Consider the following 13,223-nt stretch of genomic DNA (forward strand, 5'->3'; position numbering starts at 1 on the left):
TCTAGTTAGCCATTCCTTATAAAGAGCTCTCTAAACTAACTAGAAAACCATAAAGCACCGAGTCAAAAGACCGAAAGTCCCCCGACTTATTTCTATTAACCCATATCAGAGATGGTAATTCGATATGAGCGTTTCTTCAGTAAATTCTGCCACTAAGTCTACTAACGAATACTATTTGACTCGCCAAAGTCAGATGGAATCCAATGTTCGTAGCTATCCACGTAAACTTCCACTTGCGATAGCAAAAGCCTTAGGGTGCTGGGTTACCGATGTTGAAGGTACGACGTACCTCGATTGTTTAGCTGGGGCAGGGACATTGGCATTAGGCCATAATCACCCTGCGGTCATTCAAAGTATCCAAGATACCCTTGCAAGCGGTTTACCGTTGCATACTTTGGATTTAACAACACCTTTAAAAGATGCTTTCACTGAAGCTTTACTTGAACAATTACCGGGTGGTAAGGAAGAGTATTGTCTACAGTTCTGTGGTCCGTCTGGTGCAGATGGTACAGAAGCAGCGATTAAATTAGCCAAAACCTATACAGGTCGTAGTTCTGTGATTAGCTTCTCTGGTGGCTATCATGGGATGACGCATGGCGCTTTAGCCATGACAGGTAACTTGTCTGCGAAAAATTCGGTGAATGGCTTAATGCCAGGCGTACAATTTATGCCATATCCACACGAATACCGCTGCCCATTGGGTATTGGCGGTGAAGCAGGTGTAGATGCTTTAACTTATTATTTCGAAAACTTTATCGAAGATGTCGAGAGCGGTGTAACTAAACCTGCGGCTGTCATTCTTGAAGCGATTCAAGGTGAAGGCGGTGTGGTGACAGCACCAGTGAAATGGCTGAAAAAAATTCGTGAAGTGACTGAAAAACATAACATCGTTTTAATTCTTGACGAAGTTCAAGCAGGCTTTGCACGTTCAGGTAAGATGTTTGCGTTTGAACATGCGGGTATTGAACCTGATGTTGTGGTGATGTCAAAAGCCGTCGGTGGTAGCTTGCCACTTGCTGTACTCGGTATTAAACGTAAGTTTGATGCTTGGCAGCCAGCGGGTCACACGGGTACTTTCCGTGGTAACCAATTGGCGATGGGTACGGGTCTTGCAACAATTAAAACCATCAAAGAGCAAAACTTGGCGCAAAACGCGCAAGAGCGTGGTGATTTCTTACAAGCTGAAATTAAAAAATTGGCAGCAGAATTCCCATGTATCGGTAACGTGCGTGGTCGTGGTTTGATGATTGGTGTTGAAATTGTAGATGAGCGTCAAAAAGCCGATCACATGGGTTCATTGCCAGGTGATGGTCAATTGGCTGCTGCCATTCAAGCCGCATGCTTCGATAACAAACTATTGTTAGAAAAAGGCGGTCGTAACGGTACAGTGATTCGTTTACTTTGCCCATTGATCATCAATCATGACGAATGTGTAGAAGTGATTGCTCGCTTCAAGAAAGCTCTTGCTGAAGCATTAGTTGCAACTCGAGGCGCGTAAGACATGGTAGATTTTGCAGAACATCGTAAAGCCTTATTCTGCAATGATGCAGAGTCTATTGCTGACTATCAGTCAGCAATGGATTCAGCGGTTAAAGCTGTATCTGCATGGTTGCAAAATGACAAAATGTACACGGGCGGTAGCATCAAAGAGCTGCGCTCTGCTATTGCATTCAATCCTTCTAAAGAAGGTTTAGGTGTACAAAAATCACTTGATCGTATGGTTGAGCTTTTCCTCAATAAAAGCTTAAAAGTACATCATCCGCATTCTTTAGCGCATTTGCACTGCCCAACCATGGTGACCAGCCAAATCGCGGAAGTGTTGATTAACGCAACCAACCAATCCATGGACTCATGGGATCAAAGCCCTGCAGGTTCATTGATGGAAGTGCAACTCATCGACTGGCTTCGCCAAAAAGTCGGCTATGGTGCAGGTCAAGCAGGTGTATTCACCTCTGGCGGTACGCAGTCGAACTTAATGGGTGTGTTGCTTGCGCGTGATGCGTGCATCGCGAAAAACTGGAAAGACGAAAACGGTCATCCGTGGTCTGTTCAGCGTGATGGAGTGCCGAGCGACGCTATGCGTAATGTCAAAGTCATTTGTTCTGAAAATGCACATTTCTCTGTGCAAAAGAACATGGCGATGATGGGCATGGGCTTCCAATCTGTGGTCACTGTTCCTGTGAACGACAACGCACAGATGGATGTAGACGCACTTGAAAAAACCATGGCGCACCTTCAGGCAGAAGGTAAGATTGTGGCTTGTGTGGTGGCAACTGCGGGTACAACAGATGCAGGTGCGATTGATCCATTGAAAGAAATTCGTGAAATCACCAACACATATGGCGCGTGGATGCATATCGACGCAGCATGGGGCGGTGCACTGATTCTTTCGAATGACTATCGTTCTATGCTAGACGGGATCGAGCTTTCTGACTCAGTGACGCTTGATTTCCATAAGCATTATTTCCAAACGATTTCGTGTGGCGCGTTCTTGCTCAAAGACGAAGCGAACTATCGCTTTATGCATTATGAAGCAGAGTATTTAAACTCAGCTTATGATGAAGAGCATGGCGTACCGAACCTTGTTTCGAAGTCATTACAAACGACGCGTCGTTTCGATGCTCTCAAATTGTGGATGACGGTTGAAGCACTCGGTGAAGAGCTTTACGGTTCAATGATCGATCACGGTGTAGGTCTTACTCGTGATGTTGCAGCGTATATCGATGCAACTGATGGTCTAGAAATGTTGGTAGATCCACAATTTGCTTCAGTTTTATTCCGTGTTATTCCTGAAGGTTACCCAACAGAATTACTCGATACACTGAATCAAAACGTGGCAGATGAACTCTTTGCCCGTGGTGAAGCGAATATTGGTGTAACGAAAGTGGGTCAGGTTCAATCTTTGAAAATGACGACTTTAAGCCCTGTTGCAACTTTAGATAACGTGAAGAACTTGTTGGCACTTGTATTAAACGAGGCTGATCGTATCAAAGGTTCAATCGCGGATGGTACATATACACCGCCAATTGATTAATCGATTGCTTATGTAAAAAAGGCGCTCAATCGAGCGCCTTTTTTTAATCAAAAGTATGTCATTTCATCTAATTTTATTTTTAAAATACAAATTTCCTTACATCCGCTATGTGTCAATTGGTACGGATATTTGTAATTCTGGTATTTTTAAACAACTGATAAATATAAATAATATTTAAAAAAAGTTTCTATTTTGAGAAATCATAAAACTGTCATAAACCCGTAACTTGCTTGTCATATTCTAAAATCAAAATGCTGGTATCGAAACAAGTACATAACGATATAAAAGTTGCGTACTCACATTGCTAAAAAGAGAGATACACAATGCAATTTACAAAAATAGCACTTGCCATTGCAGTTATCGGGGCAACAGCAACCACAGCCAATGCAGCACGCGATACGATTCAAATTGCAGGCTCTTCAACAGTTCTGCCTTATGCGAGTATTGTGGCTGAAGAATTTGGACAAAACTTTCCGCAGTTTAAAACACCTGTTGTGGGATCAGGAGGGACATCTGGTGGACTTAAGCAGTTCTGTGCTGGCGTTGGGGACAACAGCATTGATATTGCCAATGCATCACGAAAAATTAAAAGTACTGAACTTGATGCATGTAAAAAAGCAGGTGTGAATCAGGTTTTAGAAATTAAGATTGGTTATGACGGTATTGTATTTGCATCCAATGCGAAAAAAGCAGCTTATAAATTACGTCCACAACATGTTTATGCGGCCCTTGCTGCCGAGCTTCCGTCGAATGGCAAAATGGTGCCAAATCCTTATACACGTTGGAATCAAATCGATAAAAACTTACCGAATGAAGCAATCACTTTAATTATTCCAGCATCGAATCATGGTACGCGTGAAGTCTTCCAGGAGAAAATGGTGGACGATGGTTGTGAAACGTATGCTGCTATTAAAAATTTAAATAAAGATGCACAAAAGAAAGCATGTTCAAGTTTCCGTAAAGACGGCAAAGTCATTGAGATTTCAGGTGATTACACCGAAACATTGGCACGTTTAAAAACTTCTCCACATGCGGTAGGTGTGTTTGGTTTAGGCTTCTATGATCAAAACCGTGACAAGTTACGTGTTGCAACAGTGAATAATGTCATTCCTTCAGAACAAACCATTTTAAATGGGTCTTATCCTGTATCTCGCCCATTGTATGTATATGTGAAAGGTGAACATTTAAAATCAATTAAAGGCTTAAAAGAATTCACCGAGTATTTCATCAGTAAAAAAGTGTCAGGAAAAGGTTCAAAACTGGATAAAGCCGGTCTGATTTCGCTATCTGATAAAGACCGTGCCAGTATTCTTGCTAACTTTAAAGCAGGCAAAAGCGTTAAATAATCACAATGAAAAATCCATGATGAACTGGGCTTTATCATGGATTTAACTTTAGGTTAAAGCGGTGATTTAAAGCCATTTAACCCATAAAAATGGATTGGAGAGTACATGAATTTACTCCTCATCGGTGTGTTGTTGGCACTGATTGCAATTGCTTATCAAATCGGACTTGCGAAGAGTAAAAAGTTAGCGGGTGTGGGTCAAAACTCATCTGCATTACATTCACGTCCGAAATATTATGCTGCTTTGGTTGCGCTCTGGTGCGGGTTGCCTGCATTTCTCATTTTGTTGGTTTGGAATATTGTCGAACCGCTGCTTTTAAAGCACATTATTTTAGATCATGTGCCCGCACAGGTACTCGCAAGTTTAGATCCTGCAAGTTTGAGCGTATTGATGGATCGTGTGCAAGCCATTGCTTCAGGCTTTGGGGTGAATGATCAAGCTCAACCTTATGAGTTACAAGCCGCAGCACAATTAGCACAAATGCTGAGCATTGCACAATATGCCAAATTGGTGGTGGTGTTAACGGTTGCGATTGTTGGAATCATGTGGGCGAAGAAAAAAATTACGGCCCAGTATCGCGCGCGAAATCATGTCGAAAAAGTGATGAACTTTGGTTTGGCACTGTGTTCAGGTGTTGCCATTCTCACCACGATTGGCATTGTCATGTCGATGTTCAGCGAAGCAATGCGATTCTTTAGTTTCGTCAATCCACTTAGTTTCTTCTTTGGTACGGTTTGGGATCCGGGATTCAGCACGACAGGAAATGCTGAAGGCAGTTATGGCTTATTGCCCTTATTATGGGGAACGCTCATGGTCAGCGGCATTGCATTGCTTGTCGCTATTCCAGTGGGTTTGATGATTGCCATTTATTTAGCAGAATATGCTTCACCGAAATTCAGAACATGGGCGAAACCGGCAATTGAAATATTAGCGGGTATACCAACCATTGTTTATGGTGTGTTTGCACTTATGATTATTGGTCCTTTTGCCAAATCTTTAGGCGCGAGTGTCGGATTAGATATTAATGCGACCAGTGCACTGACAGCTGGTTTTGTCATGGGCATTATGATCATTCCTTTTGTGTCGTCACTTTCAGATGACATCATTACTCAAGTGCCACGTGCGATGCGAGATGGCTCATTGGGGCTTGGTGCAACTAAATCAGAAACCATTCGTCAAGTGGTCATTCCGGCAGCATTACCCGGCATTATTGGTGCATTTTTATTGGCAGCTTCTCGTGCAATTGGGGAAACCATGATTGTGGTGCTAGCCGCAGGTAATAGTCCATTGCTGCATATTAATCCACTTGAAGCCGTATCAACGGTCACTATCACCATTGTGAATCAACTGACAGGTGATACCGATTTTGCTAGTCCACAGGCCCTCGTTGCCTTTGCGTTAGGATTGACTCTTTTTGTGATTACATTAGGCCTTAACATTGTTGCACTGATGATTGTGCGTAAATATCGCGAGCAATACGACTAATGACAACATCTCAAACAACGACACCCATCGATGAAGCAATTGAGTCAACATTGGCTCAAGAGCGCCGTGAAAAGCGTAAGCGCTTAATTGAAAGTTCTTTGTCGAAAAGACATCGCAAAGAAAAAACATTTAAGTTTTTAGGTTTTAGTGCCGTCATTTCTGGACTTTTTTTTGTTGTCCTATTATTTGGCAGTATTTTGGCAAAGGGTATTCCTGCGTTTTGGCAAAGTAGTATGAGTTTGCCAATTTACTTTGATGCGAAGGTGATTGATATTGCTGCTAAGCCTATTCAAAAAGAGGCAGAGACACCTGCGCAGTTTGAACAGCGTTATATCGCATGGCAAACGCAAGTCGGTATGGTGGATTGGGATCAATTGATTATCAATGCCATGATTGCACAGTCTCCAAAACTAGAAAGTCAGCGAGATGAACTGTCATCTATTTATGCCAGTTCAGAAGCCTATCGTCTTCGAGATATGGTGCTAGAAAATCCAACCTTGATTGGTCAAACACAATCAGTCAAAGTGTTGGCGGATGCTAATGTGGATGTATGGCTCAAAGGCAATATTAATCGTGATTTAGCGGATGAGCAGCAACAACTTAGCCCTGAAGTTCGTACCATTGCAGATGAACTGAAAGCATCAAATGTGATTGAAAATACCTTCAATACCAATATTTTCTCTAGTCCAGATTCAAGAAGCTCGCCAGCAACCTCTGGTTTAGCGGGCGCATTCATGGGCTCAGTATTTATGATGTTGATCGTGATCTTTATTTCGATTCCCATTGGCGTGGCATCAGCGATTTATCTTGAAGAATTCGCACCTAAGAATTGGGTTACGGACATCGTCGAAGTCAATATTAATAACCTTGCAGCAGTCCCATCGATTGTATTTGGTTTACTCGGCGCTGCCATCTTCATTGGTTGGATGCATTTACCACTTTCAGCACCATTGGTCGGTGGTTTGGTTTTGAGTTTAATGACATTGCCAACCGTGATTATTACTACGCGTGCATCTTTAAAAGCTGTGCCACCTTCAATACGTCAAGCGGCATTGGGCTTAGGTGCATCTCGGTTGCAGACGGTATTTCACCATGTGTTACCACTTGCGATTCCCGGTATTTTAACAGGCGCGATTATTGGGGTAGCACAAGCTTTAGGTGAAACCGCACCTTTGCTTCTCATTGGTATGAGTGCATTTGTGGCAAGTGTGCCTGCAACGCCGTTTGATCAATCATCAGCACTTCCAGTGCAAATCTTTTTATGGCAAGGCAATGAATTACGTAACTTTTTTGAAGGACGTACCGCAGCAGCCATTATTGTATTACTGGCATTGATGATTGGACTCAATGGTTTAGCGATTTGGTTACGTAAGAAATTTGAAGTTCGTTGGTAGGGGAGACACAATGATGAAAACGACAGATATATTAAATGCCTTAGAAAAGGATCGCGCTACAATGCCTCAATCAACGCAGGATCTTCATACTCAAGCTATTGAGCAGTCTTCGACGTCATTTATTTCGCAATTTGATGTGCAAACAGAACAACAACCGAGCGAAAAAAAACGTGACGTTAAAATGAGTACTTCAAATGTGCATGTCTATTATGGTGAAGCGGAGGCGATTAAAGGCATTGATCTGAATATTTATGAAAATGAAGTCATTGCATTTATTGGGCCATCAGGCTGCGGTAAATCGACCTTTTTACGCACATTAAACCGTATGAATGACACGATTGATGGTTGCCGTGTGACAGGTCAAGTAATGCTAGATCATCAAGATATTTACGATCCCAACCTAGATGTGGTGTTATTGCGAGCGCAAGTGGGTATGGTGTTCCAAAAGCCAAATCCGTTTCCAAAATCAATTTTTGATAATGTGGCCTATGGTCCGAAATTACATGGATTGGCACGGGATAAGTATGATCTTGAAGAAATTGTAGAAAATAGCCTAAGAAAAGCAGGACTGTGGGATGAAGTCAAAGATCGTTTGAATCAACCTGGAACAGGGCTTTCAGGGGGGCAACAGCAGCGTTTATGTATCGCACGTACTATTGCTGTATCGCCTGAAGTGATTTTAATGGATGAGCCGTGTTCGGCACTTGACCCGATTGCTACAGCGAAGATTGAAGAACTGATCACAGAGTTATCACAGCAATACACCATTGCGATTGTGACGCATTCTATGCAGCAAGCAGCGCGTGTTTCTCATCGCACAGCTTACTTCCATTTAGGTGATTTGATTGAGGTTAATGCGACGGAAAAAGTATTTACACAGCCGGATCATCAGTTGACCGAAGCCTATATTACTGGTCGATTTGGCTAAAAGTATTTAATTTAAACTTTTAAAAAACAGAGCCTTATGGTTCTGTTTTTTTTGTTATGATATTGATTGTTTTGTAGGCAGTGAGAATAAAAAATGCAGTTTCCTTCACAAGAACAACAACAGGCAAAACCTGCACATCAAGCCACGAAAAAAATGATCGATGCCTTGTTTGGATTTCGGCATAGTGCAGAGGTGATAGCAGTACTTTTAGTTTTGATGAGCATTTTATTGGCGACACTTTTTACGCATGATGGACTTTTTCCAACCTCACAAAGCCTCAAGATGAGTAATTATCATCGTTGGTTGTATGATCAATTTGTACTTTTGTCGGGTGTCATACCGCTGATTGTTTATTTTAGAGTGCGACAGCAAGAAGTTGATCCGTATTTTCGACGGGCTTGGAGAGACTATATTGATGCCAATGCTAAATTCAAGTTATATCGTTACTTAAAAGCACAGGAAAAAGATAAGTTGCCGCTCTTGCACAGCGCATTCGGTGAATATATTTGTGTACTGTGTTTTTGCCTAGGTTTTGTATGTTTCTATTCGATGCTAACGCCTACGGATCAGGCACGTAAAGGGAATTTCCTGCTGCTTGGTTGGTGGCCAATTAACGCACTCATTATTGGTATTTGCTATTATGGACAAATTTGGTTTGCTGTGCGTTTAATGGCTGTTCGGCAGATATCTAAGCGATATTTAGGGTTCATTCAAAAAGAACACTCTTTAAGATAGAAAAAGTATTCAAATAAGTCGCTAGTGACCTATTTTTTGTTATTCTCTAAGCGCTTTTTAAAAATTATAAATCAAATCATTATGCGCAATTATCATTTGACCAAGAAAGAGGGAGTGCTTGTTCAGCAAGCAAAGCAAGAGCTATACAGGGCATTATTTGGTTCGGCGAATTTTCCGAGAAACTTGAGTATTTTCTTAGTCTGCTTCAGTATTTTAATGGCGACATTTTTTGTACATGAGGGTTGGTTTCCTACCTCGCAAAGTCGTGGTATGACCAATTACCACCGATGGTTGTATGATGTCTATGTGGTGATATCACTTTTCATCGTGCCTGTTATCTATTTGCGGTTTAAACAACAAATAACAAATATTACGTTTCGACAAAAATGGAATGCCTATATTCGAGCTTATGCACAGCATCAATTTAAACTCAAAGAAGTCGTGGAAAGTGCAGGGAATGAAAGCTCTGCTCAGCAAAAACTGAATGATTCAGTGACGAAGTGTCTTTTGAAGCATCAATGGTTTCAATACATATTGATTGGTACATTTATGTATGGCTGTATTGCCATGTATATTTGGGTAACACCATTTTTCAGCACGAGAGGGTCTAGTTTTTGGATACTCACGTGGTGGCCAATCAATGCGTTGATTATTGGTGTACTTTATTCTATGCAGTTTCCACTTTTTCTACGTTTGGTATCTATTAAAGCAGTAAATCAGCAATATGTTATTTTGCATCAAAGCGCATCTCGAGATAACGCGACAAAGACGGTTGAAAAAAATAAGTTTGACCTAATCTAAAAGATATAAACCTAATTAAATTGAGAATCGATTTTTTATGTTATTCCATAATTCAAAATTACCCGCTGAAATCCGCATTGCACATCTCAATGCCCGCATTAATGAACAACGTAAAAAAATCGCACAAACGACGGCTTCAAAGTTTGAACTGTTACAGTTATCACAACAAATTTCTAAAGAAGCGCGTGTACGCAAAAAGAATAATCAAAAAATTTATGTACTCGACTTTAAAGGCGATACAGCAGCTTCCGCAGTTGAAAGTCTGCGTGAAGAAATTACCTTAATTTTAGCCACAGCAAAATCAGGTCGCGACCGTGTGGTGGTACGCCTTGAAAGTCCGGGTGGGATGGTACATGGCTATGGTTTAGCCGCAGCACAATTGGTACGTTTACGCGATGCAGGTTTTAACTTAACGATTTGTGTCGATAAAGTCGCGGCAAGTGGCGGTTATATGATGGCGTGTATTGCCAATGAAATCGTATCTGCGCCTTTTGCAGTGGTGGGTTCAATTGGTGTGGTTGCGCAAGTACCGAACTTTAATCGTTTATTGAAAGACAATAAAATTGATTTTGAACTGTATACCGCAGGGCAATATAAACGTACCGTGACCATGTTTGGTGAAAATACCGAAGAGGGTAAGGCAAAGTTTGAAGAAGAGTTGCAACAAACCCATGCCTTGTTTAAGCACTTTGTTGAAAAATACCGTCCACAACTCAATGTTGAAAAAGTAGCTACAGGTGAGCATTGGTATGGTCGAGACGCGCTTGATTTAAACTTAGTCGATAGCCTGAAAACATCGGATGAATACTTACTGTCGTTGTTACCACAGCATGATGTCTACGTGATTGAAACACGTAAAAAACCAACATTGGGTGAAAAGCTTGGATTACAAGCCGCGCAAATTGCAGATTCATTGGTTCCATCCGTGATGAATAAGGTCATGGAAACTTTAACTAAAGCCAATGCAAACTTAGTGCAAATGCGTGATCCGAAACTTTAATCGTTAACCACAAGTTAAAAGCCAGCTGAATGCTGGCTTTTTTACGTATAAGCAACGCAGTATGAATTGTTCATCGAGTTTAGATTTGTTAATTTGAACGCATTAAATGCATATATATTTTATTTTGGGGACATCATGACGAAGATCGTCGTTTATAGTAAAGATCATCTAATACCATTACAAAATACAGAGAATAATCAGATCCTTTTAAATCAAAATACTGTCGTTCTGATGCATTTTCCTAAAGAAAATATTGCGTCGATTGAACGCTCAGGCACAACCGCAATTGTCCATCTCAAAAATGGTGAAACAGTTGTATTAGAAAACTTTTTCAATCTTGATGGCACGCCTGCGAACGTTATTGTTCTAACCAATCCGCAGGGTTATTACGACGTTATGCTTCTAGATGAGCAAGGACAGCTCATTCAATATAATCCGATCAATAATATTCATCAGTTATCGGGAACTCCAAATTGGATCAGTGCGACACAAGTCAATGCGATACAGGAGAGTGCTGAAAGTACAGCACCGTGGTATGCCTCAAAACTTGTTAAAACGGGATTGGCGATTCTTGGAGCTGAAGCTATTTACTTAGCGGCTTTCAAGAAAGATGACGATCACGAAAATAAAGCCACGGATACGATGCCACCTGCAACACCTAAAGGCACTTTAGATGCAGCGGGAAAAGTAATCACTGGGCAGGCTGAAGCCAATGTAAAAATTTTTGTGGTAGATGCAAATAATAAAGTGCTCGCGGAAACCAAAGCTGATGCTTCAGGTAACTATACCTTGAGCTTAAGCCGTGACGTGGTTAATAATGAAAAAGTGTATGTTTATGCACAAGATGCAGCTGGAAATTCATCATCCTTCCTGACATTAACAGGTACGAAAGATACCTTGGCACCGGAATTAGAATGGGCACAATTTTCTACAGATGGTGCATTTGTGACTGGAAAAACGGAAGCGAAAGCCAAAGTTTATGTGTATGCAGAAGATGGGGTAACCGTACTTGCAGGTCCAATCTCGGCTGCAAATGATGGAACATTTACCCTTAACTTAACGCCCGTATTAGCCGAAAACAGTAAAGCCAAAGTCGTGGCTGTGGATGAAGCAGGCAATAAATCACCGGCTTATGAGGTGATTGTTGGGCATGATACCATTCCACCTGCTCAACCTGCTTTAGAAGTGAAAAGCGATGGAACTTCAATTAAAGGTACGGGTGAAGTTGGAACCACTGTTCAAATTTTAAATGCGAGCAAGGATGTCATCGCTGAGAAAGTCATTGGTCCGGATGGAACCTTTACGATTTCATTCAGCCCAGCAATCACAGATGCAGCAAAATATACATTAAGTTTAAAAGATGATGCAGGAAATGAATCCAAACCTATTGATCTGAAAGTGGGATTAGATACCTTAGCCCCTGACAAAGTGCAAGCAACGCTAAATATCGATGGTAATAAACTGACAGGGACTGCCGAAGCCAATAGTTCAATTGAAGTTCGCAGTGGAAACACTGTCATTGGAACTGGCAAAGCAGATGCAATAGGTCATTTTGAAATCACACTAACGACAGCGTTGTTGAATAATAACAAAGCAACAGTCATTGCTTATGATGCTGCAAAAAATGCCTCGCCGTCTTTAGATATTATTGGAACAAAAGATACGATTGCACCCAATAAAGTCGTCCTTAAAACAGTGACTGATGATGTAGGTACAAGTAAAGGCACCATTGCTGCCAATTCGAACACGGATGATACACAGCCTAAGTTTGAAGGCACAGGTGAAGCCGGTGCCACGGTGACGATTTATAATCATGGTATTCCGATTGGAACGACCGTTGTTTTGGCAAATTTAACGTGGTCATTTACTCCTGACAAAGCCCTGAGTTTGGGTGAGCAAAGTATCAGTTTTACGCAGGTGGATGCGGCTAAAAATACCAGTGATATGAGTGATAGTTTTAAATTTACTGTTGTCACTCAGGTAAATGCATCTGCAAGCGAAGAGAATATAGATGTAGAAAGTCTGTTGTCTGAAGATAATGGCAATACTGAAATTGATGATCTGCTGATCCAATTTGATACAAATTCAGCAACTACAAATTCGAATAGTGCTGCACCATCCATGTTGGCTGCAAACTTTGCTTCTATCAATCCGCAAGTAGAAGATCACTTGCATAATGATGTTTGGACTATAGGTTAAATATTCAATATTTAACTTTGTTCATAAATTGAATTTTTTATATTTACTATTTTATTAGGTTGGAATAAGGGCCATTGCTAAAGCATTTTAGCAATCCCAAATAGTTATTTTAAATATGATTTTGAAGGATTTGAGTGGGATGAATTATGTATATTTTAGTAATGTAGTAACGGGTACATAATTAGAAAAATGATAAAATTATAAAAACGCGATTGATATTTCATAATGTTATTTAGATCTCTTTCATAAATCAAAAAACGATCTATCTTTTGCTGATTATCTGTACCGAAGAATTTTAAAT

General features: G+C 40.9%; 10 protein-coding genes. All 10 read left to right on the top strand.

Features of this window, described 5'->3' with window-relative positions:
• Positions 1-124 precede the first annotated feature (124 nt).
• The 10 genes from GFH30_RS04710 (at position 125) to GFH30_RS04755 (ending at position 12,922) form a co-directional block, all read left to right on the top strand.
• On the top strand, positions 125-1,498 hold the full coding sequence (locus GFH30_RS04710; RefSeq protein WP_153371136.1) for a diaminobutyrate--2-oxoglutarate transaminase: 1,374 nt from the start codon (positions 125-127) through the stop codon (positions 1,496-1,498).
• Between the two features lie 3 nt (positions 1,499-1,501).
• Entirely contained in the window at positions 1,502-3,034 is a 1,533-nt protein-coding gene (locus tag GFH30_RS04715; protein ID WP_153371137.1) for a pyridoxal phosphate-dependent decarboxylase family protein, read from the top strand.
• A gap of 323 nt (positions 3,035-3,357) precedes the next feature.
• Positions 3,358-4,380: a substrate-binding domain-containing protein gene (locus GFH30_RS04720; RefSeq protein ID WP_153371138.1), complete on the top strand. Its 1,023-nt coding sequence runs from the start codon at positions 3,358-3,360 to the stop codon at positions 4,378-4,380.
• Positions 4,381-4,485: 105 nt separating this feature from the next.
• Entirely contained in the window at positions 4,486-5,865 is a 1,380-nt protein-coding gene (gene pstC / locus GFH30_RS04725) for a phosphate ABC transporter permease subunit PstC (RefSeq protein WP_153371139.1), read from the top strand.
• Positions 5,865-7,259, top strand: a complete 1,395-nt coding sequence (gene pstA / locus GFH30_RS04730; RefSeq protein WP_153371140.1) for a phosphate ABC transporter permease PstA — start codon at positions 5,865-5,867, stop codon at positions 7,257-7,259. Before pstC ends, pstA begins: the two co-directional genes overlap by 1 nt.
• Before the next feature lie 13 nt (positions 7,260-7,272).
• Positions 7,273-8,187, top strand: coding sequence for a phosphate ABC transporter ATP-binding protein PstB (pstB, locus tag GFH30_RS04735; protein WP_153373360.1), 915 nt, complete (start codon positions 7,273-7,275; stop codon positions 8,185-8,187).
• Between the two features lie 93 nt (positions 8,188-8,280).
• Entirely contained in the window at positions 8,281-8,922 is a 642-nt protein-coding gene (locus GFH30_RS04740) for a hypothetical protein (RefSeq protein WP_153371141.1), read from the top strand.
• Between the two features lie 216 nt (positions 8,923-9,138).
• A complete protein-coding gene (locus GFH30_RS04745) occupies positions 9,139-9,723 on the top strand; it encodes a hypothetical protein (RefSeq protein ID WP_227551568.1) in 585 nt (194 codons plus the stop codon).
• A 37-nt stretch (positions 9,724-9,760) separates the two neighbouring features.
• On the top strand, positions 9,761-10,723 hold the full coding sequence (sohB, locus tag GFH30_RS04750; RefSeq protein ID WP_153371143.1) for a protease SohB: 963 nt from the start codon (positions 9,761-9,763) through the stop codon (positions 10,721-10,723).
• A gap of 135 nt (positions 10,724-10,858) precedes the next feature.
• Complete coding sequence (locus GFH30_RS04755; RefSeq protein WP_153371144.1) at positions 10,859-12,922, top strand: Ig-like domain-containing protein; 2,064 nt, start codon at positions 10,859-10,861, stop codon at positions 12,920-12,922.
• Positions 12,923-13,223: the final 301 nt, after the last annotated feature.

The organism is Acinetobacter wanghuae (assembly GCF_009557235.1).
GTDB lineage: Bacteria > Pseudomonadota > Gammaproteobacteria > Pseudomonadales > Moraxellaceae > Acinetobacter > Acinetobacter wanghuae.

Coding starts and splice junctions, on each gene's coding strand:
- GFH30_RS04710 (WP_153371136.1), top strand. CDS start 125: ATGAGCGTTTCTTCAGTAAATTCTGCCACTAAGTCTACTAACGAATAC.
- GFH30_RS04715 (WP_153371137.1), top strand. CDS start 1,502: ATGGTAGATTTTGCAGAACATCGTAAAGCCTTATTCTGCAATGATGCA.
- GFH30_RS04720 (WP_153371138.1), top strand. CDS start 3,358: ATGCAATTTACAAAAATAGCACTTGCCATTGCAGTTATCGGGGCAACA.
- pstC (WP_153371139.1), top strand. CDS start 4,486: ATGAATTTACTCCTCATCGGTGTGTTGTTGGCACTGATTGCAATTGCT.
- pstA (WP_153371140.1), top strand. CDS start 5,865: ATGACAACATCTCAAACAACGACACCCATCGATGAAGCAATTGAGTCA.
- pstB (WP_153373360.1), top strand. CDS start 7,273: ATGAAAACGACAGATATATTAAATGCCTTAGAAAAGGATCGCGCTACA.
- GFH30_RS04740 (WP_153371141.1), top strand. CDS start 8,281: ATGCAGTTTCCTTCACAAGAACAACAACAGGCAAAACCTGCACATCAA.
- GFH30_RS04745 (WP_227551568.1), top strand. CDS start 9,139: ATGGCGACATTTTTTGTACATGAGGGTTGGTTTCCTACCTCGCAAAGT.
- sohB (WP_153371143.1), top strand. CDS start 9,761: ATGTTATTCCATAATTCAAAATTACCCGCTGAAATCCGCATTGCACAT.
- GFH30_RS04755 (WP_153371144.1), top strand. CDS start 10,859: ATGACGAAGATCGTCGTTTATAGTAAAGATCATCTAATACCATTACAA.